A 24835-nucleotide genomic window follows, 5' to 3' on the forward strand; every position below is an offset into this window, starting at 1 on the left:
AAGCTTATAGTGAAAATTCAAACCGCAATATCAGGTTTTATTTACTAACTGCACAACAAACAGGCGCCCCCCAGGCTCTTTGCTACACAACAGCTGAAGCCCATCCGTTAATTCAATATACTCACCTGGAGGTATTGCTCGTTTATTAGCAACATCTGTCAGGTCCTGCATTTTTTCATTGACCAACAGCCATCGGCCCTGATGATTGATAAAGTACCCAACTCGACTTTTATCCTGCTCAGCCAGTCGTTCGTTAGGTACAATATTTCTATTGATATGGTATGGAAACAATGACTGGTCACGATAAACCATCAAACGATGATTATCGGGCTTGAAGCTTTGCCCATCCCTTGATGAGTAAAGGTTTAAAACAGGAAGCAGGCCTTCATACTTGGTCTGACAAAATGGGCACGATGGACTGGTTCTGTTATCAAAAACATACCATTTTTGAGAACAAACAGGATTATTGCATGGTTGTACCAGATCCATTGTTTTAATCAGCGCAGTTTCCCATTCATCCGCTGTTGGCCTTAGTCCAGGATGATGCAGGCCATCAATAAATGCCCGTTCAAAAAGCTGGCTCAGATATGGGCCAGTCATCGTATAAGGCAGTTTATTAGTATCACGCGATGTGCGACTTTGTCTGAAACTATCTCAAATTACTAGCCCGGATATTTCATAAACTGCCCCGAATCTCGGGCAGGACTTTGTCGCCCTAAGGGATTTTGTGAGGGAGTGCCGTACCGGGGAGTACGGTCGACCGAGCAAAACTCCCTTAGGGCGGCAAAGGACAAGCGAGAACGGGAGCACGTTTATGAAATATCCGGGCTAGCATGATGGTAAGTCCAAGTTGTATCTTCAAAATCACGCAATTATTTGCTTTCCGTTTTTTAATCTTCGGAAATAAGGTTCTCAAACTGTATTGCAGGACGACCAGCAATTATATTCAGATAAGAACCAATATTATGTGCCAGTAACTTCCGAGCGATACGTGATGTCATATGCCATCTATCTCGACAATGGCACTTTTCTATTTCAAAGCGCTCTGTCAATTGACCTATCACTGTTTCTATTCTCCGTCGTACCCGTAATACCAGCTTTACAAACGACTTCGGACGTTCATCTTGCATGTTTTTTCTCAGTGGCGTCTGAAGATCAATACCTAATTCCTGACAATCAGCTTTAAACTCAGGCCTTATATAGCCCTTATCGCCAAGCAAGAGGCCAGAAATGGTCTCGAGCATGTCATAGGCTGCATCACGCTCATCTACGTTCGCTGCGGTCAGAGTAAAACCCACAGGAATCCCTCGTGCTTCAACCAGCAAATGCCCCTGAAAGCCATAGAACTTCTTGTCCTTGGAAGCGCAGTAACCATAACCAGCCTCAGCTTTAAAGATACGGCTCTGTGGTGCACGGGTTCTGACGACAACATCAATCGGAAAACCATCGATTAAATGGATATCTGCATTATCTGCATGCATCATCTGGACTATACGAATTTGCAGTCGTTGTTTCACATGCCATAAGTTGGCGGCCTGTTTGACAAATGCCGAGCGTGAAGGAATGTCAGGAAACAGGTGTCGCCAGTGTCGGGTAAAATACTTCCAAATCTCAGTGTCCTTATGATGCCCAAGCCATTCACCGACAACTTCCATGGTGATCGCTTCACTATCAGTGAGCTTTGGTGGAAACCCTCGAAGTCGCAGTGGTACAGGAAAAAGCTCTTTTACCAAATCGTCGATCAAGCAGTAGACTGTAGTGATAAACTCTTCAACGGGCATGACTGAAACCTTCTTTGCTTTCTACTGCTTTTAATAGCAGAAAGCAGGATCAGTCATGTCTCCTTATGCAAACCTAAAAGTCGCACATGGCGTTAGTATCCTTCCAGGGAAGCTCACTATCCCGGACATTTTCGAGTTTAATTCGGTTACTGATATCGGTCGGATGCTCAATGAACAGTGCCTTTTCTCCCATACCCAATGTTTCATCATCATGGGGGTCAAGTGCATGAACTTTGTCGCCACGTAAAGGGTGGCGGAGTAAAAGATAGTGATAAATCAAAACGGCCAGCGCATGCCGGTCAGTCTGTATGCTAGGTAATTTTCTTGCACTATCATGCTTATCCAAATGTGCAGTTGCTACACATTCAGGAGCAATAAAATCTGGAGTTCCAACAACATCAGGCGGATATTTTCCGGGAACAACAAGTCCATCGACATCTATCACACAGGTCTGTGCTTTTGTTGGTGCAACCAAAACATTCTTATAACTCAAATCGGAATGAGCTAAACCGGCTGCGTGCATTCTTCTGATGGTGCGAGCTATTTTTAGACAAACCTGCAGATAATTTAGCCAGTTACCTCGTTCTCTTGGATCGAGGAATCGGTTCTGATTATTGGCAGAAGCATACCATTTCCCCTGCTTCTCCTTGCCCTTAATCCCCAGCATGTCATCATTAACGCTGCCGTGTTCAAAGAAAAAATGTCCTGGATAAACAGGCATCACAAGGCCAAGCTTACCCTCATGCTCAATGATCTGCTCTGGCCAGCAAAATAAGTCCCTCCAATATTCTCCACCGGATGCCTCAAAAATCCGTTCCTTATAAACTCCGGTAATCATTTCTAAACGCTCACGGGCAGCCGCATCCTGAGGGTCACGATAGAATGCGACAACTTTCGTTTTACACGGAGTGAAATAAACATCTTTCATGGCACCAGAACCAATCAAATCGTCAATGTATTCGATATGGTTTCCATCCGGTAATGAAACCCGAACTGTGTTACTCATTGCGTTCCCCCCCGATTCAGGATTGCAATGGAGCGATCATCGTGATTACCGGGCGACCAAAAATTGAGCCAGTCCAGAATAGCAATTTCAGCGTCTTCCTTTGTGCCTGATAATAGAGGTTTTATTTCCATCCACAGTTTTTGCCAGGGAGCATTCTCACTTAGCATAGCTTCAGTCTCGAAACGTGCATCAGTGATACCATCGGTCATAACCATCAAAGCATTGTACTGCGGTAGTATGCATGCCTTTACTCGCTGATAGACGTCAGGTTGTTTGAAAATACCGCTATCCAGAAAGCGTGTCTGGCCAGCAAACTCACCACTATCAGGCACACAAAGAAGACGAACACCATTTTCTTCGCTGTATGCTGCAATAGCTCCATCACCAATCGAAAATGAAAGAACCAGATTTCCCTTTTCTGTTGACTTGCAGATCATTAATAACAGCGTTGTTGAAAAATCTTTTAAACTCAGCTCATTTCTTTCTGCCTCTGCGTTAATTCCCTTAACTGCTTTCCATGCAGCCTCTACCAATGTGGTATGAACTGCCTCAATCGTAGATTGATTGAGTACACTATCAAGATCCTCCTGGTTTAAACACGATGACTCTAGTTGTATTCCAGCCTCCCCATCCAGTTGATCAGATAAATGTTGCATAGCTAGTTTGATGGCTAGTTGAGAGCCGCGCCTTGAGTATTCACAGCTACCCGCCCCATCAGCAACAGCCAGAATATGCCAGCCACTCTTTTCAAGATATTGTACTCCTGCTTCATCATCGCGGTGTGTGCCTTTATGGGCATGACTTCGCCCTCTTTGACTGGCAGCAACCATACGTAGCCCTGCGATATCAAGGCTGCTGCTGGCAAAATCAGGCTTATGAAACCTCGCTTGAGAATCAGACGCTATGTTTTTCCAAAGTGAGCGCGGATCAGGGTTGATAGTAAAGCGGGAAATCACGAATACATCTTTTCTGGCCTTTTCATCAAGAGCGCTTTCAGAAGCAATGTAACCCTTGAGACGAATTTCAAAGTCACCAGCCTGATTTGGCAGGCCTTGTATAGAATTTGAACTCTCGTCAAAATTCATGCCTAGTTCTGGCGGTATCCAGCTTTCCTCAACATGTAAATTATCCAGCTGGATTACTTGGCAATATTCTCGGCCACACATGCCATTTGGCATATTTACATGAATGGTTTCTCTTTCTTTCACTGGTTGAAGACTCGGGGTTTCAGACTTCATATCATGCTCTTCGCTGGAGCTAAAGTCAGTCTCCAGAATCATATTTGAGATGCTGGCTTGCTCTTCAACAACGTGTGGCTCGGAGGAGTTATCTACAGTCTTTGTAACTTCAGCACCGGGGGAGGAAATGGCGGCTTCATCCTCGCCAGCACCTGGTATAGTTTCGCTGTCAGCTGTACCTTCATCACTCGCGGTAGCCATTTCTGAATCCATCTCAATGAATTCTGGTTCAGAGGTTACTTCTCTGCAATTTTTTTGCTCAGCATTGAGTTCAGGCTCTATTGAGTGAATCTGCTCGGTTTCCGGCACTTCTTCAGCCTTATCAGTAGGTGCTTGATCGACTAAGCAATCAGCTTCTAGCTCTTTCGCTTTTGAGCTTTTGCCATCATTCACTTTGTTATCTGTGGCAGAATCAAAAACCAATGGACCTTCTTGCTTTTGATTTGCAACCAATGAGGTTTGCTGTTCGATATGCTTGCACACCAAACTCTTAATCGCAGAGTAAATGGAACAGAAGGCTTCATCATGTAACAGTTGACTGATTAAAACATCATCCGGCTCATAGCTCAGCATAGAGACCAGGCTTGCCACCTCAGCAGTGGATATCGTCGGTTGTTGCCCCATCACCCCATACCTCGTGTTACATCGAAATCACCACCATCTCCCTCAGAAAACATTCCCTCCAGGTTGCACCATGGGCATAGATAAGGAGCAGCACCATCGGTACAAAGCAGCCCCCCACAAGAGCACATGGCAAAAGCAGTTCCGTTACCGCAGTGAGGGCAAGGAGGGCAACCGATAAGATGCTCAGTATTGACTTGCACACGATTGTGATCGTTAACTGACCATGCAAAAAAGCTCTCCTCTACAGGAAATGCCCCCTCAAGCTCAAATTCCTGTCCGCCAAAACCAACATCATCGCTGCGGTTGTATTTTATGAGATAGGGGCGTTTACTCTTCTGGCATCGGCCGGTCAGCACCACGACTGATTCGTCTACGGCACTTGATGTATGCACTGGAAAGTCTTTAACCAGTGTTAATCCGGTTGGCTTTTTGGCAAGAGAGATTCCAGAACCCGGGTTAGATTCCACCAGATAACTGGTTGCAGTAACAGAAGCGCTAATCCAATCAATAAACTGCTTGAACGTCTTTCCATCATTACCTTCAAGACAGAGCACATCATCAGTCAACTCCGCCAGTAACGTTGAATCAGCCCTGTCTCCCAAGGTAATGGCTACCAGTTGAGCTCGATTAGCAAATTCCGTTCTCCACCGTTTAATCACCTCATCAGTATTATCTGTTGGTCGTCCATCGGTCATTAGAAACACGACAGGTTTCCAATCTCCACGACGCTCCGCTGTCGTTTTTACAACCTCTTTCTCAATATTATCCATCAGACAATTCAGGGCTGCGCCCAAGGCTGTTCCACTTCCAACAGGCAGACGCGGGGGATAAAAACTGACAACATCAATTAATGGAACGATGAGATCTGCTTTTCCAGCAAAAGCGATAACCGACAGGTAAACACTTTCCAGAGCTTGCGGATCGGTACGCAGCGAACGAACAATTTGTTCCATGCCCGCTTCCAGCTGCCGAAGAGGCTGACCGATCATTGACTCTGATACGTCCAGCAGAAAATAAACAGGTAATCTGCGCATATCTAACGTCCTATTTACAATACCAACTGAATTTCTGCAGGAGGTGGTGGCAATGTTCCACTGCTGGTGCCCATAGATACACCTGCAGACTGACTGCCCGCAGCAATTGAATCAGAAACCCATTTAAAAAAGGCGCTGAAAGCTGATGAATCCATGGTGTCCAGCGTTACCACGGTGTCAGTCATTTTTTGCAAAAACTCTGAACTGGCTTTTGGTCCCGCTGCACACCCGACAATGGCTGCAAAATTGGCCTGCTTTACCTTGACAGACATTTGTTCAAATAACTGAAGGTCACTGGGCTTGCCATCTGTCAGAATAAACAGCATGGGTCGGAAATCGCCTTTACTGTTTGGAGTTGACTTCTGAACATCTTTTTCCACTTTAGCGCACAGCGTCTCAAGTGCCTCGCCAAGGTGTGTTGCACCACTTCTTGGTAATGTTATTTCCGGAACCTGAACGCTTTCCAGTGGCGTCAAAGGAAACAATTCGTCAATAGTGTTGCTGAACGTAATAATGGACAAAGCGACAGATTCAAGAGCGTAAGGGTCTTGTCTCAATTCGGCGACTAGCGAGCTCAGGCCGACATTTACGGCATGAATAGGCTCTCCTGCCATGCTGCCAGAGGAATCAATCAGAAGGTAAACAGGTAAACGACGTGCCATAACACACTCACCAAGTAGTGATTTGTAAGATATAAACAGTGAAACTTATTTTCAGAAAACTACTTGACCTCTTCAGGAGGCTGGGGGAGTTCATCAAGGGTCGATATATCTTTCTTGGTCAGATCTATCTTAACAGAGCTGGTACTTACGGAAGCCGACACCCACTTGAAGAAAGCAGCCACACCGGCACTATCCAAAGTGTCTAAACGAACCACACAGTCAGTAATCTTTTTTAGCTCATCAACATTGGCATGAGGACCGGCAGCGCATGCCACTATCATGCCAAGCTTAGATTGATCCAGATCCGATAAACCTTTTTGGAGATCATCAGTGGCAATACCGTCAGTAAACAGGAAAACCAATGGCTTCCAGTCCCCCCGTGATTCAGTTGTAGTTTTTCTGACTTCAGTATCAATGCGCGCATTTAATAGGGACAGTGCAGCCCCCATGGACGTCCAGCCATTTGCCTCAATACCTGGCACCTGAAAATTGATCAGTTCAGTTAAAGGAACACTCTGTTTTGCATCAGAACCAAACTCAATAACCGACAACGCTGCGGTTTCCAGCGCATGAGGATCTTGTCGAAGACTGCTCAGCAGCGTATCCATTCCATTGCGAACGGCTTCTATCGGTTCGCCAGTCATCGAGGTGGAAACATCAAGAAGAAGGTATACGGGAAGACGTCTCATAACCTGTGAACTCCAAAATCGGGTTATGTCATTACATGCCGGAGATAGTTAAAAGTCAGATTAAATAAGCGACTACGGAATAATACCTGTAAAGATACCAGCCTTCATTTTAAAAATGGGGTTCTGGTTAAAAGATATGTATTAAATCATAAACAGAAGGGTTGAGGCACACATATACTCACTTTTCGGGGTAGTAATACGCCAGCAATCGTCGTTATTTGCGCAGATATATTGAGATATTTTTCCGTGCTAGGATGCCGTCCCTGCCCCCTAAGCCTGACATCCTTACAGCTAAGAAAGTCAGTAGAAATCAGAATGAGTGGTACTTTCCAAACCACTCATTCAATAAAGAATGTCAATTTGTTCAAAGAACAAGCGGGCAGGATATGTCGATGAGCGGTAATGCATCTGTTTTATGCTTTTATAAACGGGCTTCATAAGAGCCAATAGTAAAATCCAGTAAAAACCTCAGCACCTCTTCAAGCTGTAGTTATTGAATTAACAAGGAAACATTATGGAACCAACCTCATTATTTATAGCCTGTGCACTTGCACTGATGGCCTTTTTGCTGGGATTTATGTTTTCAGCGCAGAAAACCAAACGTGGCCAGTTAGAAACAGCTTCGGAGCTTAAACAGTACAAGGCAGACCATACTCGGCTGACTACTGATCTGGAAACAGCGAAAAGCAGCGAGAAAGGCTGTGCTGAACAGTTGCAGGCTCTTCGCATCACCCATGAGCGTATGGAGGCAGATCATAATAACGCCCTTTCTCTGATCGAACAAAAGGAACAGCGGATCAACGACTACTCTCAGAGAATTCTTGGCCTCAGAGAATCAGAGCGGTCTGCCAGAGAAAGCCTGGTCAAAATTGAAGAGGCGATGTCTAACCTGAAGCAAAAAGAAACTGAAAATAAAGAGCAGATTGTAACTATTCAGCACCCTTCATATAAATCTGGAATTTTCTGATTTTTCGACCATCATCTTATACTCAATTTTTCTAACAAATCTCCAGTATGGAACCAGACTTCCCAGCTACTCCGTTTACCGAAGCTCTCCTTAAAGAGAATGAAGAGCTTCGGACCGAGAATGCGCTTTTACGGGAACGTTGCAGCGAACTGGAAGAAAGGGTTAATAAAAACAGTCAAAACAGTAGTAAGCCACCATCGTCAGATGGTTATCAAAAGCCCAGTAAAAAAGGGAGTGATAAAGGTGATACATCTTCCAAAGAAGCCCCCTGCTCCTCACAGGAAACACCGAACCCCAAAAGCCTTAGACCATCTTCAGGCAATAAACCAGGTGGCCAGAAAGGTCATCAAGGCTCTTGTTTGAGACGTGTCGCCTTACCCGATTATGTCAGGCATCTGAAGGTTGAAAAATGTTGCTGTTGCCAGTCTTCGCTTATCGATATTAAACCCACCAAATACATTGAGCGACAGGTTTTTGATCCAGGTAGACCCGGAGAATTTGAAGTTACCGCGTACTGGGCAGACGTTAAAGTATGTCCTTGTGGTAAACGGAACACCGCTGAGTTTCCCCAAGGAGTGAAAGCCGCTGCTCAATACGGAGAAGTGACTCAGGCAATGGCTGTTCATTTAAACCAGTATCACTTCATCCCATATCACCGGGTGTCTGAGTATTTCAATACTATTTATTGCATGAGTGTCAGCGCAGGCTCTGTTGCCAATTTTGTTGCCTATACCCATGAGAACCTGGCCTCTACTGAGCAGAGTATCCGCGATGCTTTACAAGAAAGTCCGGTTGCAGGAGCGGATGAAACTGGCATGCGGGTTGACGGTTCACTGTGGTGGTTACACATTATGCGAGATGACCAATGGACGCTTTACTACCTCTCAGAAAGGCGAGGTTGTGAAGCAATGGATGCAATGGGCATCCTGCTGACTTTTGCAGGCATTCTGGTTCACGATCATTGGAAGTCCTACTTTGCCTATGCGGCAGTGCATGTGCTTTGTAATGCCCATCATCTGAGAGAGCTTCAGGGAGTTGTCGATAGGGATGCGAATAAGCTGGCTCTGCGGCTGATGAAATTGCTTACGCTCTCCTGGCACTTCTGCAAGAAATACAAAGCAGCCGGTCTGACTCAAATGCCTGGTGCAATACAGCTTCGCATTGAGACGATATACGACCAAATCCTTCAAAGGGCTCTCACGAAGGAAACCGCTTATATGGAAAAACAACGACAGGTGCTTGGACGTAAGAAGGTCAGGAATACCAAGGCCTACAACCTGTTCAAAAGGCTTATTGAGTTTAAGGTTGAAACGTTGCGCTTCATGTCGGACTTTTCAATTCCCTTCGATAACAATGGCAGTGAACGTGATGCCAGGATGGCCAAACTTAAGCAGAAGATCTCAGGCTGCTTCAGAAGCGAAGACGGAGGTACCATGTTTACCCGAATCCGAAGCTATTTATCATCTGCTAAAAAGCAGGGGTTGAACATATTTCAGGCGCTTCTTAAAGCGGTTCGAAATTACAACAATACGCCTTTGCTGGGTGCTGAATAGTTACGAAAAATGTTGCTGTTGCCAGTCTTCGCTTATCGATATTAAACCCACCAAATACATTGAGCGACAGGTTTTTGATCCAGGTAGACCCGGAGAATTTGAAGTTACCGCGTACTGGGCAGACGTTAAAGTATGTCCTTGTGGTAAACGGAACACCGCTGAGTTTCCCCAAGGAGTGAAAGCCGCTGCTCAATACGGAGAAGTGACTCAGGCAATGGCTGTTCATTTAAACCAGTATCACTTCATCCCATATCACCGGGTGTCTGAGTATTTCAATACTATTTATTGCATGAGTGTCAGCGCAGGCTCTGTTGCCAATTTTGTTGCCTATACCCATGAGAACCTGGCCTCTACTGAGCAGAGTATCCGCGATGCTTTACAAGAAAGTCCGGTTGCAGGAGCGGATGAAACTGGCATGCGGGTTGACGGTTCACTGTGGTGGTTACACATTATGCGAGATGACCAATGGACGCTTTACTACCTCTCAGAAAGGCGAGGTTGTGAAGCAATGGATGCAATGGGCATCCTGCTGACTTTTGCAGGCATTCTGGTTCACGATCATTGGAAGTCCTACTTTGCCTATGCGGCAGTGCATGTGCTTTGTAATGCCCATCATCTGAGAGAGCTTCAGGGAGTTGTCGATAGGGATGCGAATAAGCTGGCTCTGCGGCTGATGAAATTGCTTACGCTCTCCTGGCACTTCTGCAAGAAATACAAAGCAGCCGGTCTGACTCAAATGCCTGGTGCAATACAGCTTCGCATTGAGACGATATACGACCAAATCCTTCAAAGGGCTCTCACGAAGGAAACCGCTTATATGGAAAAACAACGACAGGTGCTTGGACGTAAGAAGGTCAGGAATACCAAGGCCTACAACCTGTTCAAAAGGCTTATTGAGTTTAAGGTTGAAACGTTGCGCTTCATGTCGGACTTTTCAATTCCCTTCGATAACAATGGCAGTGAACGTGATGCCAGGATGGCCAAACTTAAGCAGAAGATCTCAGGCTGCTTCAGAAGCGAAGACGGAGGTACCATGTTTACCCGAATCCGAAGCTATTTATCATCTGCTAAAAAGCAGGGGTTGAACATATTTCAGGCGCTTCTTAAAGCGGTTCGAAATTACAACAATACGCCTTTGCTGGGTGCTGAATAGTTACGTTGAATGAATATAAGAAATCAGGCCAATTCAAAAAACTGTCTAAACAAGTTCAATACATCAGAATGTTATATATACCAAAGATCACAGCATCTCCTGTTATTGGCTTCGTTGAATTTGGGAATGTACCTCTGTCCAAAATAACACCAGCAACTATCAAACGATTTCTGGAAAAATTTAATGATAAACCTGGTGCTCGTGATCATATTCGTAAAACGATTTCATCTGCGTGGACATGGGGCAGAGAGTACTATGATGAAGTGCCTCGGAATCCATGCCTTGAGTTAAAGGCCGCGCCTAGAACCAGCCGAACCCGTTATATAACAGATGATGAATATGCAGTTGTTTATTACATCGCTCCGTCATTTTGGAAGGCCATGATGGAATTTGCTTATATTTGTAGGGCAAGGCGGATCGAGTTAGTTCGTATGACACATGACCAGATTCTTGAAAAAGGAATTCAGCTTAGGCGTGCAAAGGGCTCTCTTGATGAAATCACCCTTTGGACACCTAGACTGAAAAAAGCCTATCAAATCATTAGTGAGCTGCGTCGTGAAACCAAGAGCGACTATCTGTTCTGCGATACGAATGGTACTCAAATGAAAAAAGATACCCTCGACTCCCAATGGCAGAAAATAATGGGTCAAGCTCATAAGGATGGGTTGTTGGAAGAGCGCTTTAATTTTCACGACCTTAAAGCAAAAGGAGTATCTGACCATGAAGGGCTTATTTCAGGCCATAAGACCCTGCAGGCAAAACAAGTTTATATACGCAAAACCCAAGAGGTAAAGGGAACCAAATAGAATCATTATCTTTGGGGTGTAAAATAAATATGTCGTATTAATGACAAAGACACTGAACCTAAGAAATAAGGTATTTTTTTAGGAAAACAGGTTGTTGGGTAGGTTTTTAGAAGTTAAGACAATTATGGAGAATACAAAAAAAGCCTTTAGAATCAAAGGCTCTTATTTGGTGCCGAAGACGAGACTCGAACTCGTACGCCCATACAGGCACTGCCCCCTCAAGACAGCGTGTCTACCAATTCCACCACTTCGGCCTTAACTGCCGCTCTCAGCGACAGTGAAATTATTTCTGAAAACCCTTTGTAAATCAATAAGATTTTAATCTTACTTAGTGCTTTCAGAGTTGTTGGAGCCACTGCTCTCAACGGGCTGAGACTCTAACACAGGCGCATCGCTTTCGGTAGTACTTTCTAAAGCATCTACCGAAAATGGCGCATCATTAGCAGGTACAATCTGCTCAATCTGAACAGAGGGTAAACCGGCATCTGCAACACCATCAGCTTTCTGCCTGGCCATCATCGCCAGACCAATACTGGTGACAAAAAATACCGTCGCCAGTATCGCTGTTGTTCGACTCAAGAAATTAGCTGAGCCCTGACTTCCAAACACCGTTTGAGAAGCCCCTGAGCCAAAACTGGCTCCTGTTTCTGCACCTTTGCCCTGCTGTAGCATGATCAGAGCGATCACACCAACAGCTACCAGCACGTGCACAAGAAGAATAATGGTTTCCATTACTAGCCCGCAGCGTGACAAATCACCTTGAAATCAGCAGCTATCAGCGAAGCACCACCGATCAGACCACCATCTACATCAGGCTGGCTCATCAGTTCTGCTGCGTTGTCAGCCTTCATGCTACCACCATACAGAACACGCGTTCTGTCCGCCATGGACGGATCGCTCTCTGCCAGCAGCGCACGAATGTCAGCATGAACTTCCTGCGCCTGTTCTGGTGTTGCAGTCAGACCAGTGCCGATAGCCCAAACCGGTTCATAGGCAATTACAAAATTAGCCAGACGCTCCGAGCCTGCAGCCCGAAGCACAGTATTTATCTGATGAGCAACCACTTTCATAGTGTCACCAGATTCGCGCTCAGACAGGGTCTCGCCAACACAAAGGACGGGAACCAGACCCTGATCAACCAGAGCACAGAATTTCGCTGCCACATCAGCATCCGTTTCTCCAAACAGAGAACGACGCTCAGAGTGGCCAATCAATACATATTCACAGCCAAGGTCTTTGGCCATCAGAGGAGAGATCTCACCAGTATAGGCACCTGACAACTGATCGGAGACATTCTGCACACCGAACTTAACAGATGAACCATTCAACAGATCGCGAACCTGCTGAACATATACGCTAGGTGGAAAAACGAGCACCTCAGCCTTGGTTTCAAGCCCAGAAAGGATTCCATCAACAAGCTCACGGATACTGTCTGAAGATCCGTTCATCTTCCAGTTTCCGGCTACCAGTGGCTGACGCATACCGCTTACCTCTTTGATCGCGAGGCCGGAATACTAACCCGAATGCTGTCAACATACAATAAGTCAAGTGATTCACACACCCTGCGCAAACCACTGAAAACAACCAAAATCTGTGCCATTGTTTGGTCTATATTCTTATAGTCATCTTGATGAGTCTGGTAAGAGTACAGTAGAGCCTCAATTCAATTTAGCTAGCAAAGGGCTGAGTTTCCAGAAATGGATATTATTAGCGCATCTTCAGGAACATCAAATAACAGTCAAAAAGAGCCTGAGCAACGTGAAACTGTCCATATTAATATGGATAAGCTTAAGGCTAACCAATTTCGCTGACCAAAACTCTGTGAGAAAGTCATCCCATATATCAACAACCCCGTTACCATAGGTTTTGCTGCTGTCGGCTTGATGTTTGGAGGGGCAGCAGCCAGCCTGATCTGGAAAGCATCAATCCCACACATTCTGGCAGGAATACCTACGGGCGGCCTGGCCGGAACGACTCTTGGTTCACTGACGGATAGAGTAATCAGGTTCTGTGGCGGCCTCAAGCCAACTATTTGCCCAACAAAAACACCCCAGCATGCAAAACAGACTCCAGTACCTCCAAGATCTCAAGTTATTGAGCAAAGCCCTACTCAGGTAAAATACACCGCTGCTCCGGCCTCCTCTGACTCCAGCCAATCAAAAAAGGTAGTGATCATAATCCCTGAAAAAGAAGCACTGCTCCCTCATAAATACCCACAATACAAGCCCGAGCAGAAACCTGAAAAAGAAGAACAGTAAAACGTGAGCACCGCCCGTCTTCAGCACATTTCACGCTCAACTATTTTGGCCAGTTTCTCAACCTGTGCTTTTACCTGCTCAGCGTCTTCACCTTCAACCATCACCCGAATGACCGGTTCTGTTCCTGAAGGCCTCAGAAGAACACGACCTTTTCCAGCCATCTCTTCCTCTGCTTTTCTTACTGCCTCAACAATACCGGGAACGGTGTCGGTATCCCGCTTATGCTGAACCCGGACATTGATCATGACTTGTGGATAAAGCGTAATCGTACCCACCATTTCTGACAGGGACTTTCTCGCCGTCTGCATGGCTTTCAACACTTTCAGTGCCGATACAATGCCATCGCCGGTGGTAGATGCATCACGGCAGATAATATGGCCGGAAGACTCACCACCCAACTGCCAGTCATTGGCTATCAGGAGCTCATTGACATAGCGGTCACCAACATTGGCTCTGGCAAAGGGAATACCCGCAGCCTCAAGCGCTTTTTCCATCCCCAGGTTAGTCATCAACGTACCCACGACACCACCATTCAAGACCCCTCTGGAATGGCGATCCATGGCAATAATAAAGAGCAGCTGATCACCATCAACGATTTCCCCTTTATCGTCCACCATAATGACCCTGTCACCATCACCGTCAAAGGCGATACCCAAGTCTGCCCCTGTTTCTTTAACCTTGGCAGCCATACCTTCTGGTTTGGTAGAGCCTGCATTCTCATTGATATTGACACCATCTGGACTGGTGCCCATTGCAATAACTTCAGCACCCAGTTCACGGAAAACCGCGGGCCCAACCTGATAGGTTGCTCCGTGACCGGCATCGATCACAAGTTTCATACCACGCAAATCAAGTTGCTGGGAAGTGCTGCCTTTACAGTACTCAATGTACCGGCCGGCCGCATCATTCATCCGAGTCACTTTGCCCAGACTCTGTGAATCAACCACCTCAATCTTTGACTCGAGCAGCGACTCGATCTTCAGCTCAACCTCATCGGATAATTTGGTACCATCACCAGCAAAAAACTTTATACCATTGTCGTAAAATGGGTTATGGGAGGCACTGATAACAATACCCGCCTGACCATTAAAGGTCCGGGTCAGATAGGCAATAGCCGGGGTTGGCATTGGGCCGGTCAGGACAACATCGATACCAGCAGCAGACAGACCTGCCTCAAGTGCGGACTCAAACATGTAGCCAGAAATTCGGGTATCTTTGCCAATGATGACCTTCCCTTCTCCTTCTTCAGCAAGAACTCGGCCAGCGGCCCAACCCAGCTTAAGAACAAAATCCGGCGTAATTGGAAATTCACCAACCTTTCCTCGAATTCCATCGGTACCAAAATATTTGCGCGCCATAGCCGTTTACCAAAAAGTTCTGAAAGCAATAACCAGCAATCATCTCACTCATTCAAGTGAACCACCAGTACCATTAAGTCATATTGAAAGGCGAAGAGCGTTTATGGAATGAGTGACATTGAAGGCTGATTCGTCAGTGACCACCCACCACTCCAGAAAACGGCATGGTATTTCCTGACTGGTGGGCTTTAAAAACTGGAGGGAGGAAACTACGCTTCTTCAACAGCTTGCAGAAAACGGAGAACATCAACCGTCTCTCTGACATCATGCACACGAATGATGTGAGCACCTGCCTGGGCAGCCAGCATGGCAGCAGCCAGACTTCCCGGGAGCCGGTCATCAGTATCCCGGTCTAGCGTTGCGCCAATAAAGGATTTTCTGGACATACCCGCAAACACAGGCAGGCCCAGCTCATGAAAGCGACGAAAGCCTTTCAGCATTTCCAGATCGTATACTGGCGTTTTACCAAACATCCCTCCACCAAAGCCAGGGTCAAGAATCAAGCGCTCCCTGACTATTCCAGCATTTTCACAACGCTCCACACAATCCATCAGGTACTGGCTTACCTCCTCAACAACGTCTCCGTAAACGGGCACAAACCCGGGCTCGGGCTGATCAACAAGAGAGTGCATTAGAATAATGGGAACATTGGTTTCCGCCGCAGCTTCCAGCGCTCCCTCACGATGCAATGCCCGTACATCATTAATAATCCCTGCACCCGCTTTTACCGCTTCTTTTATCACCAGGGGAGAGCTGGTATCAATTGAGATGATGACATTGAAGCGTGATGCCAAGCCTTCGATAACAGGCAAAACCCGCTCTAGTTCCTGCTCCTGATTTGGCGCCCCTGACGCTCCAGGCCGTGTCGACTCACCGCCAATATCCAGAATATTGGCTCCATCTTTGATCATCTGCTCTGCTACATTCAGCCAGTTATCAGAACAGCGACTCCCTTCATAAAAAGAGTCTGGTGTAACGTTCAATACCCCCATCACCCTGGGCTTACTCAGATCAAGTATTTTCCCTGCACAATTCAACTTAAATTCGTTGCTCATGAAAACTCCTCAGATCTACGGACAGTCAGACGTTTTTATTCACAGATGACCATCCTGATAAATCACTACCCCTGAAGTTGATATACCAAAAGCAGTTACAAAAGCAGATAGCAATGAGGCATTTATAAGTACTGAAGGTATAAAAAAGGGCAGGATAAACCTGCCCTTCACAATCATAGACCCGACTTAAGATCAGTGCTCCCCGGCAGGACCACCAATCGAACCGCCAGAATCTTTTTTATCACTGTCTTCAGTCTTATCATCAGCATCCACCTCTGGCTCATCGGTAGCTGCCTTAACACCACTGTCATCGTTATCCTCGTCACCCGAATCTTTTGGCGGGCGAACTTCACGACCAGACATGATGTCATCAATCTGGTCACTGTCGATGGTTTCGAACTGAATCAGAGCCTCGGCCATCTTGTCCAGTTTGTCACGGTTATCCACGAGGATCTGGTTAGCACGGGAATAGCACTCATCAACAACCCTGCGAACTTCCTCATCAATAATCTTTGCCGTTTCACCGGAGACATTCATCCTGGAACCACCACTCCCGTAGTTTTTACCCAGGAAGACCTCACCCTCATCTTCATCATAAAGCAGCGGGCCAAGTTTTTCAGAAAGACCCCATTTAGTCACCATGCTTCTGGCAATCTGGGTAGCACGCTGGATGTCATTGGAGGCACCAGTAGTAACACCGTCTTTGCCCAGAGTCATTTCTTCCGCGATACGGCCACCAAACAGAGAGCAGATCTGGCTTAGCAGCGCCTGACGGCTCTGACTGTATCGATCTTCTTCAGGCAGAAACATGGTAACACCAAGCGCCCGGCCTCGTGGAATAATGCTCACTTTATATACTGGATCATGGTCTGGCACCAATCGACCAACAATGGCATGACCGGCTTCATGATAAGCGGTATTGCTCTTCTCCTTATCACTCATGACCATGGACTTACGCTCAGCACCCATCATGATCTTGTCTTTCGCCAGATCAAACTCTTTCTGACCCACCGTGCGCTGGTTAGCTCGAGCGGCGAACAGCGCTGCTTCATTGACCAGGTTTGCCAGATCAGCACCAGAGAATCCTGGGGTACCACGAGCAATAACCGAAGGTTTTACATTGTCTGAAACCGGAACCTTGCGCATATGCACTTTAAGGATCTGTTCACGACCACGAATATCAGGCAATCCAACGACAACCTGACGGTCAAAACGACCGGGACGCAGCAATGCAGGGTCCAGAACGTCGGGACGGTTGGTTGCCGCAATTACAATAATACCGTCGTTTGCCTCAAAGCCATCCATTTCAACCAGCAACTGGTTAAGCGTCTGCTCACGTTCATCATGACCACCACCCATACCAGCACCACGGTGACGACCGACAGCATCTATCTCGTCAATGAAGATAATGCAGGGCGCCTGCTTCTTGGCCTGCTCAAACATGTCTCGGACACGTGAAGCACCAACACCCACAAACATTTCAACAAAGTCAGAACCGGAGATGGTAAAGAACGGAACCTTGGCTTCACCAGCAATCGCTTTGGCGATCAGGGTTTTACCGGTACCCGGAGGGCCAACCATGAGAACGCCGCGAGGAATACGCCCACCCAGACGCTGGAATTTACCGGGATCTTTCAGAAAGTCGACCAGCTCCTGAACATCTTCCTTAGCTTCTTCAACACCAGCCACATCGGCAAATGTGGTTTTGATCTGATCTTCAGACAAAAGACGAGCCTTGCTTTTACCAAAGCTCATTGGGCCACCACGACCTCCACCACCACCCTGCATCTGGCGCATGAAGAACATAAAGACAGCAAGAATCACTAGGATCGGGAAGCTGGCTACCAGCAGCTGCGTCCAGATACTCTGTTTTTCAATAGGCTTGGACTCCACCTGAACTTTGCCAAGAAGGAGTTCATCCATCAGTTTGTTGTCCGGTACAGTGGGCGGCAAATTGGTTTCAAAGCGCTCACTGTTATTTAACATGCCAGTAATGGTAAAACCATCAATGACGACTTTACTGACCTGGCGATTTTCTACCATGCTGATGAAGTCAGAATATGCAACCTTCTGGGTAGACGACTGCATGCCATCGAAGTTTTTGAAGACGGTCAATAGCACCAAGGCGATTATGACCCAGAGAATCAAATTTTTTGCCATATCATTCAAGGGGCTAACCTCTCTTGAGCGTACTTAAGCCTCAGGTAATCGTTTATTTTGAGCACGTTCCCCTGGCTCGCTGGGATTATGTATTAATGCTTATCTGCAACGATACACGATCAGTGGACGGTGTGACAGTGATTGTCTTCTATCATGCTGATTAATGCATCCTATAATTTCAACGTTCCGTATTATCCCCTGAAGCCGGTGGCCAGCAGATATACTTCTCTTGAGCGCGCCCTGGAAGCCGTCGGCTTTCGGGTTTGCACTTTATCAAAACTGGTTTTCATATCTTTCAGGTAGGCATCAAAGCCTTCACCCTGAAATACCTTGACCAGAAAAACACCTCCTTTACGCAATACCTGTCTGGACAGATCCAGTGCCAGCTCAACAAGATACATGGCATTGGGCTGATCAACAGACAGCGCTCCACTCATATTGGGGGCCATATCGGAAATTACAAGGTCTACCCTATCAGAACCGATGGTTTCAAGTATTTGCTCCAGCACGGCATCTTCAGTGAAGTCACCCTGGACAAAATCAACTCCGGCAATGGGATCCATTGGCAGAATATCTGATGCAACCACCCGCCCCTGATCGCCTACCAACTCAACAGCCACCTGAGACCAACCTCCGGGAGCCGCACCAAGGTCAACCACTTTGATGCCAGGACGAAAGAGTTTATCTTTCTCCTGAATTTCCAGAAGTTTATAACTGGCTCTGGATCGCCACCCATCTTTTTGCGACTGCTTTACATAATGGTCATCAAAGTGCTCTTTCAACCAGCGACCACTACTTTTGGATCTCGCCATAATCTTTTTGCAAATTGCCTAAATAAGCTCGAAAGCTGTTTGAACAACCTCGAACCGAAAACCGAAAGGGATAAAAAGTTTACGTCTGAAAAAACTGAGATTTCCATCAGCATGAAAAGTGAATGCATGTGAATAATATCTTATACAAGATAGCTGTGACAGCAGAAGAAGGTAAAAGATTAAGAGGCCAATTAGGTAGTAGTGTCCATCAACAACTCACACAAACCGCACTTTTCATAATAACCACAGGCTTTACTTGATATTTCTGTATAAAAACCCGCGACAACCATTCTGACCACCACCTATAGCGTCGATTAAATACTTAATCACTCAGGTCTTATCGAATAGCCCGTGACCGGATGTCAGCAGCATGGAAGTCAACTTTTCATGATCGAGAGTTTCCCCGCTAAGCACACAGGCTAGAATTTCACTGCCAAACAGTTGAGGCGAGAGGATGACATCCGCCTTTACCTGCTTAATTTTATTCATATTTTTTGCATCATTCACAACAAGAACGGTTCTGATACCAGGATTCATTTCCCTGGCCGTCAGCACAATAAAAGCGTTTGCCGCATCATCATCAGTAAGCGCTAACAAAGCGCGACACCCCATCAATCCAGCACTTTCCAGCACAGCATTATCTGTGCTGTCACCGGAAATCAGATCCAGTTTTTGCCCGGCTTTCTGCTCTATTTGAGGAAACTCATCTTCCGGGCGTATGGTGACCACGGTTAAATCAAGCCCCCTTTGAATCAACTGACTGATCGTCCCTATCGCCAGGATAGAGGTACCACAGACAATAAAGTGGTCTGTCTTTTTCATAGCCTGCTCTCTACCTTTTACCAGTTTACCAATACCACTGCGAATTACAGGGCCAAAAACTGTGGTAAGCGAGGTCGCAAACACAGTAATGCCAGCAATAATCATTGAGACAGTAAACAGTCGGGCTGGCTCTGTTTTTGGAATAATGTCTCCGTACCCAACCGTCGTCATTGTCACAATGGAAAAATAAAAAGCCGTAACCAGACTATCAATTTCTGGTGAAAAGCCACTACCGAAATAAAGTGAGCCGTAACTGGCATAAAACAGAAGAATTGAGAAACTGATAATGGCAAAAATACCGCCGGCGGTAGCACTGGAACGATTAAAGTCTTTTCCCAAAAATAAAACTCCTACGAGAGTCACTGCACAAAAGAGTGTTCGGCTACGTAAGAGAGGGTAAAAATGCATGGTAAATGCCAGCGTAATGATTAGAAGAAACACACTGACTGCCCAGGCAATTCTTGCACGAAACAACATACCCAGTGCATTCAACATTAAAAAAACACCGAGTAAAAACCAAGGACCATCAGCCACATCAGCCCAATCGACATCAACAAGATTATTAATCTGAAAAAGATCCAGAAGATTAACCGGCATTCCCCAGATGGTTTTAAAAATCAGCAAGCCATTGGCAAAAACGGCAAAGGCCGCAACCGAATGCCTGAACTCAACCCAGAGGTTGACCAGCTGCCCCCATACATGAGTGTAATAAGCCAAAACTTCACCTGAACTTTATTACCAGTAGCACAGACTAGATTAGGCCATGATGATTCAGCTTGAGAACTAATGCACTCTTACAACAGCCTGATGGAAGCCCTGTATTAAAATACGGGCATCCCGGTGTAAATAGACAGACTTCCATCAACTGCCAGAAAACGATAGCATGCGCTACCAGAAGCCTGAATATGTTGTCGAGTATGTATCCTGCCAACTACCATGAGTAGCCCAAGGGCATTGCGCATTAACCCATTCTCTTCGACATCCAGCCTGCGGCAGAAAAGAGGCACTTCTCTGCTCCCAATCTGTATTAACGAAAACTTCTCCGGAAAAATCATGTCATACCATCATTAGAAGTCGTGTATGACGATTCGTTATTGAAGATATCATCAGGAATAGCAAACATGAGCTTGAATGCAGCAAAAAAGAAGCATTTTCGTACCATCGGTCACAACCTGAACCCGGTCGTCATCGTGGCTGACAAGGGATTAACCGATGGAGTGGTTGAAGAAACACTCAGAGCGCTGAATGACCATGAACTGATTAAGGTCAAAGTTGCCATTGCTGACCGTGAGGTTCGCCAGCAACTGATCAGCGAGCTGATCAGCGCCACCAATTCCGACCTTATTCAAACCATTGGTAAAATCGCGCTGATTTTCAAAGCAGCCGACAAGCCTAACCCAGCCCTTTCTAATTTGTTGAGAGTACAGGGCTGAGAGACTAAAAAGGCCGCAATAGTGGCCTTTTCTTCACATCTGTGTCAATGGATAGCTAATGTCCTGCTACCTTTGCAGCCAGCATTGCCTGTAGTGTGTAAATATTTGTCTTGCTAGTAAACTCCATCTGCATTGGCTCTGGCTGGCCTGAAATCCATATTTTCAGCTCAGCATCCAGATCAAAATGGCCAGCAGACTCAACAGTGTACATAGTGATCGACTTGTAAGGAATTGAACGATACTCAACCTTGCGCCCAGTAAGTCCCTGTTTATCAATCAGTATCAAACGATGATTGGTTAAAATCACCATATCCCGAATAAGCTTGTAGGCCAGCTCTACCGATTCGGATGGATTGAGAATGGTGGCCAGATCTTCCATTGCTTCTGCTTTAGTCATCTCTCCTGCATTACCCAGCAGGGCATCAAACAGACCCATAGCATCTCTCCTTACTATCTAACGAGTTTTTAACACACCAACAGCAAACATCTGTATTAAAGAAAAGCTCAGACAGACTGATAAAGTTCAACTGGAAGACCGTCAGGGTCCTGGACAAATGTAAACTTTGCCTGGGTGTACGGATCCGTCCTGACAGGCTCAGCCTGCACTCCCTCCTCAGCCAGTGTTACCAGCATTTTATCGAGATCATCAACACAAAAGGCGATATGACGAAGCCCTCTTGCCTCGGGGTAACTGAGACGGCAAGGAGCATCGTGGAAAATGAACAACTCTATCTGCATACCGCTTTCTAAGGCGAGATCAATCTTCCAGCTATTCCGGTTTTCCTGATAGTGTTCAGCGACTACCCTGAGCCCCAGTAAATCCCTATAGAAACGCAAAGAGCTGGCTTTATCGCAACCAATAATCGCCACATGATGAAGCCGGTTAATCATAAAAAGCTCAAAACAGACGGGGAGGAAAAGAAAACTCATTAGACGCCAAATGCTTTGGCGAAACAATCAATTAAACCAACTCCTGAACAAAACCTTTTTTATAACTCCAAAAAGTTATTTAAATGAAATATTAATAACTTAAATGAATAAAAAAATCTAAAACTATGCTTTAAAGAGGAATGAGTGTGCAGCTACCACAGGAATAGCTGTCAGGTAGGAACCAACCTCAGGAGGCAAGGATGGCCACCAAACTTAATGGTTCGCCAGGGCAGGTAACCACTGGTGATCAAAAATACCTGGATACCCAGATCAAACCTTCTAGGGGCAAACACAATCAGCGTTCCGTTGAGAAACATTCAGCCCAAAGCTATAAGGCTGAGCATCCAGACAATCTTAATAACAGAGCGCAAGAGTCAAGCGTCATTGACAGAAAAACCGCAAAAGCACCTTTTACTAAAAATCACCTGAGCGACCTTCCACCATTACCCGGGCAACCTGCGACCAAAGGCTCTTCTCCCCATAGAAGTATTCCTTCACATGAGCTAACTGCTTTAAAAACTGCCTCCAAAACAGCAAATAGCCTAAGCGAACTTGGGAAGTTATCTGAAAAATTATCGGATTTACGCAAACAACACCTTCCAGATAATCCTGGTGATCGGGAAGTCATGCCATTTCACGACGTCAGAATATCCATAAGAAGGAAAGCAACCAGGCTGGTTGAAAAACACTTCAAAGACCCTTCAAACCCTACAACAAAAGAGCTGAAAGCCGTTGCCAAACAAGTCAGCAAGTTTCCAGACCCCAGGGCAAAGAGAGCTCTCAGAATAGCATTCAACCTTCCAAATGCAGGCAACAAAACTGGAAAATGCACTCCCAATAGTCAAACCGTAAAAGCAGGCGTCTCCGCTTCCGAGCAACTGATAGCCACTTTGGACAGTGCACTCGGAGATAGCATTCGTTCTGGAGAACCTGTAAAAAATACCAAAGAGCATTACCCGGAATCACCAAAGGTGCCGAAGTTCCCGCAACCTTCACCGTCAAAAAAGACGAAGGCTCCACACGCCGTAAATACCCAGCGAGCAAGCCAGAACAGCATTGACCGATTATTTACTGAAGCACGAAATACACACAGCTATAGCAATCTGGCCAAACACATACATCAACTATCCAATAACCCGGCATGGGCTACTCAACAGAATAGCGTTAACCAATTAACCCAGAGACTGGTTGCAGAAGTTTTAACTCCCCCAATAGATTGTGAAGCTCTGGAGTTCATTTACCATAAGTTTATTTCTGACCAGCAGCCAACAAGCGCATCAGCAGCGGTTCTGGATGGAGTACTCGATAACTGCAGAGCCATTTTGACTCAGGAGCCTGAAGCAGCAAAATCCCTGGTTTTCAATATCTGCCGTGACCTGGCTAAAGCAAGCCGTGAATACCATCCACAACTTGAACAACTTACGACAGCAGCATCCCTATATCGCCACCACAGTCAGTCAATTAATAACGGAATTCTTAATATTCAAATGGCGATCAGCTTCAACTGGACCGATTCAGATCTACAGGAAGAACAGCATGCATGGGTTCTGGCAAGACACCAACTAAATAACCCAGAAAAGTACGATGTTATTGATGAATCAGATGTGGATGAGGAGCCATTCGACGATGATTATGATTTATTCATTGAAAAGCTCGAAGAGTTAACGGCTTCGTTTAAACAGGATGCCTTATCAACAGAGGACACCTCACCACCTGATGAGGCACTCCCCCCAGCAGAGACAACCAAACCCAAAACGTTACAGCATGATGTTCTGTTTACCCGGACAGCACCTAAACTCGACAACAACGAGCAATATGCTGGGCCAGTTAACTTATCTCCAAATGATCTGGCCGCAAGAAGAAAAGCAATCGCTGGCGATTCAGACTCGGAGAGTGACCTTGAGAGCACGTTTAACAGCACATTATCTACAACAGCTCGTTCGTTAGAACAAGACTCTGTCACGCTGATTGATCTTGAAGCAGAAGAAGACTCAATTGAACAATCAGATATGGTTAATCAGAAAGCCGAAGACATTCCACCTTTGCCTCCAAAAGCGCCCCCACCTCCTTCCATACCTTCTGCACCTTACATACCTTCTGCACCTGCCGGTGACGATCGAAAAAACCTGCTTCTGGACATTCAAAAGGGCATTCAATTAAGACCTGTAGAAACTGATAAACATCCAAAGCCATCTAAAAAGCAGCAAGATGATAAAATTGCCAGCCCGGTTATGAATGCATTAGCGAACAGCCCGATGCTTAAAAACAAAGATACCAGCAGCACCGAGCAGCAATCACTAGTAGTTGAAAAAGACAGTTACCAACCGCCATTGGGTGAGGCAAAAAAATCTCCGCTCAGAGAGAATATCGATTTGATGTCTGAGCTTAAGAACAATTTCAATGAAAGAAAAAGATAAGAGTCCATGGCACAGGTCTAGCCAAATCTGAGGCTGATACAGCGTATCAGCCTCCCAACCACCCTTCACAATATTAA

The 24835-nt window shown here is 45.9% G+C and carries 22 protein-coding genes and 1 tRNA gene; 6 read left to right on the plus strand and 17 right to left on the minus strand.

What is annotated here, in order from left to right; genetic code table 11:
- Positions 1 to 30 precede the first annotated feature (30 nt).
- From ACOCLE_RS16520 to ACOCLE_RS16550, 7 genes are all read right to left on the minus strand, one after another.
- Complete coding sequence (locus ACOCLE_RS16520; RefSeq protein WP_419533401.1) at positions 31 to 600, minus strand: hypothetical protein; 570 nt, start codon at positions 598 to 600, stop codon at positions 31 to 33.
- A gap of 290 nt (positions 601 to 890) precedes the next feature.
- On the minus strand, positions 891 to 1781 hold the full coding sequence (locus ACOCLE_RS16525) for an IS982 family transposase (protein ID WP_419533099.1): 891 nt from the start codon (positions 1779 to 1781) through the stop codon (positions 891 to 893).
- Between the two features lie 73 nt (positions 1782 to 1854).
- Positions 1855 to 2787, minus strand: coding sequence for a protein kinase domain-containing protein (locus tag ACOCLE_RS16530; RefSeq protein ID WP_419533402.1), 933 nt, complete (start codon positions 2785 to 2787; stop codon positions 1855 to 1857).
- On the minus strand, positions 2784 to 4598 hold the full coding sequence (locus ACOCLE_RS16535; RefSeq protein ID WP_419533403.1) for a PP2C family serine/threonine-protein phosphatase: 1815 nt from the start codon (positions 4596 to 4598) through the stop codon (positions 2784 to 2786). The genes ACOCLE_RS16530 and ACOCLE_RS16535 overlap by 4 nt, the downstream gene beginning before the upstream one ends.
- Before the next feature lie 50 nt (positions 4599 to 4648).
- Complete coding sequence (locus ACOCLE_RS16540) at positions 4649 to 5683, minus strand: TerY-C metal binding domain-containing protein (RefSeq protein ID WP_419533404.1); 1035 nt, start codon at positions 5681 to 5683, stop codon at positions 4649 to 4651.
- 14 nt (positions 5684 to 5697) lie between these two features.
- Positions 5698 to 6345: a vWA domain-containing protein gene (locus ACOCLE_RS16545; RefSeq protein ID WP_419533405.1), complete on the minus strand. Its 648-nt coding sequence runs from the start codon at positions 6343 to 6345 to the stop codon at positions 5698 to 5700.
- A gap of 59 nt (positions 6346 to 6404) precedes the next feature.
- Positions 6405 to 7034: a VWA domain-containing protein gene (locus ACOCLE_RS16550; RefSeq protein WP_419533406.1), complete on the minus strand. Its 630-nt coding sequence runs from the start codon at positions 7032 to 7034 to the stop codon at positions 6405 to 6407.
- 514 nt (positions 7035 to 7548) lie between these two features.
- On the opposite strand from ACOCLE_RS16550, the gene ACOCLE_RS16555 reads away from it, so the two are divergent.
- The 4 genes from ACOCLE_RS16555 to ACOCLE_RS16570 are packed head-to-tail and all read left to right on the plus strand — an operon-like array spanning position 7549 to position 11513.
- Positions 7549 to 8001, plus strand: coding sequence for a hypothetical protein (locus tag ACOCLE_RS16555; RefSeq protein WP_419533407.1), 453 nt, complete (start codon positions 7549 to 7551; stop codon positions 7999 to 8001).
- A gap of 47 nt (positions 8002 to 8048) precedes the next feature.
- Entirely contained in the window at positions 8049 to 9554 is a 1506-nt protein-coding gene (gene tnpC, locus ACOCLE_RS16560; protein ID WP_419532963.1) for an IS66 family transposase, read from the plus strand.
- Positions 9544 to 10707, plus strand: a complete 1164-nt coding sequence (gene tnpC, locus ACOCLE_RS16565; RefSeq protein WP_419533408.1) for an IS66 family transposase — start codon at positions 9544 to 9546, stop codon at positions 10705 to 10707. The genes tnpC (ACOCLE_RS16560) and tnpC (ACOCLE_RS16565) overlap by 11 nt, the downstream gene beginning before the upstream one ends.
- A gap of 5 nt (positions 10708 to 10712) precedes the next feature.
- The gene (locus ACOCLE_RS16570; RefSeq protein ID WP_419533409.1) at positions 10713 to 11513 is read left to right on the plus strand and encodes a tyrosine-type recombinase/integrase; all 801 of its coding nucleotides are present in this window, start codon (positions 10713 to 10715) and stop codon (positions 11511 to 11513) included.
- A gap of 167 nt (positions 11514 to 11680) precedes the next feature.
- Here the strand turns inward: ACOCLE_RS16570 and ACOCLE_RS16575 are convergent.
- The 8 genes from ACOCLE_RS16575 to kch form a co-directional block, all read right to left on the minus strand.
- Positions 11681 to 11767, minus strand: a tRNA-Leu gene (locus ACOCLE_RS16575).
- Positions 11768 to 11837: 70 nt separating this feature from the next.
- Complete coding sequence (secG, locus tag ACOCLE_RS16580; RefSeq protein WP_419533410.1) at positions 11838 to 12245, minus strand: preprotein translocase subunit SecG; 408 nt, start codon at positions 12243 to 12245, stop codon at positions 11838 to 11840.
- A gap of 2 nt (positions 12246 to 12247) precedes the next feature.
- Entirely contained in the window at positions 12248 to 12994 is a 747-nt protein-coding gene (tpiA, locus tag ACOCLE_RS16585) for a triose-phosphate isomerase (protein WP_419533411.1), read from the minus strand.
- 797 nt (positions 12995 to 13791) lie between these two features.
- The gene (gene glmM, locus ACOCLE_RS16590) at positions 13792 to 15129 is read right to left on the minus strand and encodes a phosphoglucosamine mutase (protein WP_419533412.1); all 1338 of its coding nucleotides are present in this window, start codon (positions 15127 to 15129) and stop codon (positions 13792 to 13794) included.
- Positions 15130 to 15338: 209 nt separating this feature from the next.
- Positions 15339 to 16184 (minus strand): dihydropteroate synthase, encoded by an 846-nt coding sequence (folP, locus tag ACOCLE_RS16595; protein WP_419533413.1) that lies wholly within the window; start codon positions 16182 to 16184, stop codon positions 15339 to 15341.
- Positions 16185 to 16376: 192 nt separating this feature from the next.
- Positions 16377 to 18344 carry an ATP-dependent zinc metalloprotease FtsH gene (gene ftsH / locus ACOCLE_RS16600; protein WP_419533414.1) on the minus strand — a complete coding sequence of 656 codons (1968 nt, stop codon included), beginning with the start codon at positions 18342 to 18344 and terminating at the stop codon, positions 16377 to 16379.
- A gap of 191 nt (positions 18345 to 18535) precedes the next feature.
- Positions 18536 to 19156: a 23S rRNA (uridine(2552)-2'-O)-methyltransferase RlmE gene (rlmE, locus tag ACOCLE_RS16605; RefSeq protein WP_419533415.1), complete on the minus strand. Its 621-nt coding sequence runs from the start codon at positions 19154 to 19156 to the stop codon at positions 18536 to 18538.
- A 330-nt stretch (positions 19157 to 19486) separates the two neighbouring features.
- The gene (gene kch / locus ACOCLE_RS16610) at positions 19487 to 20695 is read right to left on the minus strand and encodes a voltage-gated potassium channel protein (protein ID WP_419533416.1); all 1209 of its coding nucleotides are present in this window, start codon (positions 20693 to 20695) and stop codon (positions 19487 to 19489) included.
- Between the two features lie 404 nt (positions 20696 to 21099).
- Between kch and ACOCLE_RS16615 the strand changes: the two genes are divergently transcribed.
- Positions 21100 to 21411, plus strand: a complete 312-nt coding sequence (locus ACOCLE_RS16615) for a YhbY family RNA-binding protein (RefSeq protein WP_419533417.1) — start codon at positions 21100 to 21102, stop codon at positions 21409 to 21411.
- A gap of 55 nt (positions 21412 to 21466) precedes the next feature.
- On the opposite strand, the gene ACOCLE_RS16620 is transcribed toward ACOCLE_RS16615, so the two are convergent.
- Both ACOCLE_RS16620 and ACOCLE_RS16625 read right to left on the minus strand, forming a co-directional pair.
- Positions 21467 to 21847: a PH domain-containing protein gene (locus ACOCLE_RS16620; RefSeq protein WP_419533418.1), complete on the minus strand. Its 381-nt coding sequence runs from the start codon at positions 21845 to 21847 to the stop codon at positions 21467 to 21469.
- A gap of 68 nt (positions 21848 to 21915) precedes the next feature.
- On the minus strand, positions 21916 to 22302 hold the full coding sequence (locus ACOCLE_RS16625) for a VOC family protein (RefSeq protein ID WP_419533419.1): 387 nt from the start codon (positions 22300 to 22302) through the stop codon (positions 21916 to 21918).
- 239 nt (positions 22303 to 22541) lie between these two features.
- Here ACOCLE_RS16625 and ACOCLE_RS16630 point away from each other — a divergent pair, with 239 nt between their 5' ends.
- Entirely contained in the window at positions 22542 to 24758 is a 2217-nt protein-coding gene (locus tag ACOCLE_RS16630) for a WH2 domain-containing protein (protein ID WP_419533420.1), read from the plus strand.
- Positions 24759 to 24835 lie beyond the last annotated feature (77 nt).

The organism is Endozoicomonas sp., assembly GCF_965196975.1.
In the GTDB taxonomy this organism is placed as follows: Bacteria; Pseudomonadota; Gammaproteobacteria; order Pseudomonadales; family Endozoicomonadaceae; genus Endozoicomonas.

What these genes read in the sequence shown, in the direction of transcription:
- ACOCLE_RS16525 (WP_419533099.1), bottom strand. Translation starts at nt 1,781, where the DNA reads ATGCCCGTTGAAGAGTTTATCACTACAGTCTACTGCTTGATCGACGAT.
- ACOCLE_RS16620 (WP_419533418.1), bottom strand. Translation starts at nt 21,847, where the DNA reads ATGGGTCTGTTTGATGCCCTGCTGGGTAATGCAGGAGAGATGACTAAA.
- ftsH (WP_419533414.1), bottom strand. Translation starts at nt 18,344, where the DNA reads ATGGCAAAAAATTTGATTCTCTGGGTCATAATCGCCTTGGTGCTATTG.
- glmM (WP_419533412.1), bottom strand. Translation starts at nt 15,129, where the DNA reads ATGGCGCGCAAATATTTTGGTACCGATGGAATTCGAGGAAAGGTTGGT.
- folP (WP_419533413.1), bottom strand. Translation starts at nt 16,184, where the DNA reads ATGAGCAACGAATTTAAGTTGAATTGTGCAGGGAAAATACTTGATCTG.
- ACOCLE_RS16530 (WP_419533402.1), bottom strand. Translation starts at nt 2,787, where the DNA reads ATGAGTAACACAGTTCGGGTTTCATTACCGGATGGAAACCATATCGAA.
- ACOCLE_RS16630 (WP_419533420.1), top strand. Translation starts at nt 22,542, where the DNA reads ATGGCCACCAAACTTAATGGTTCGCCAGGGCAGGTAACCACTGGTGAT.
- ACOCLE_RS16555 (WP_419533407.1), top strand. Translation starts at nt 7,549, where the DNA reads ATGGAACCAACCTCATTATTTATAGCCTGTGCACTTGCACTGATGGCC.
- ACOCLE_RS16615 (WP_419533417.1), top strand. Translation starts at nt 21,100, where the DNA reads ATGAGCTTGAATGCAGCAAAAAAGAAGCATTTTCGTACCATCGGTCAC.
- ACOCLE_RS16545 (WP_419533405.1), bottom strand. Translation starts at nt 6,345, where the DNA reads ATGGCACGTCGTTTACCTGTTTACCTTCTGATTGATTCCTCTGGCAGC.
- ACOCLE_RS16550 (WP_419533406.1), bottom strand. Translation starts at nt 7,034, where the DNA reads ATGAGACGTCTTCCCGTATACCTTCTTCTTGATGTTTCCACCTCGATG.
- ACOCLE_RS16520 (WP_419533401.1), bottom strand. Translation starts at nt 600, where the DNA reads ATGACTGGCCCATATCTGAGCCAGCTTTTTGAACGGGCATTTATTGAT.
- secG (WP_419533410.1), bottom strand. Translation starts at nt 12,245, where the DNA reads ATGGAAACCATTATTCTTCTTGTGCACGTGCTGGTAGCTGTTGGTGTG.
- ACOCLE_RS16625 (WP_419533419.1), bottom strand. Translation starts at nt 22,302, where the DNA reads ATGATTAACCGGCTTCATCATGTGGCGATTATTGGTTGCGATAAAGCC.
- tpiA (WP_419533411.1), bottom strand. Translation starts at nt 12,994, where the DNA reads ATGCGTCAGCCACTGGTAGCCGGAAACTGGAAGATGAACGGATCTTCA.
- ACOCLE_RS16535 (WP_419533403.1), bottom strand. Translation starts at nt 4,598, where the DNA reads ATGCTGAGCTATGAGCCGGATGATGTTTTAATCAGTCAACTGTTACAT.
- ACOCLE_RS16540 (WP_419533404.1), bottom strand. Translation starts at nt 5,683, where the DNA reads ATGCGCAGATTACCTGTTTATTTTCTGCTGGACGTATCAGAGTCAATG.
- tnpC (WP_419532963.1), top strand. Translation starts at nt 8,049, where the DNA reads ATGGAACCAGACTTCCCAGCTACTCCGTTTACCGAAGCTCTCCTTAAA.
- rlmE (WP_419533415.1), bottom strand. Translation starts at nt 19,156, where the DNA reads ATGGCGAGATCCAAAAGTAGTGGTCGCTGGTTGAAAGAGCACTTTGAT.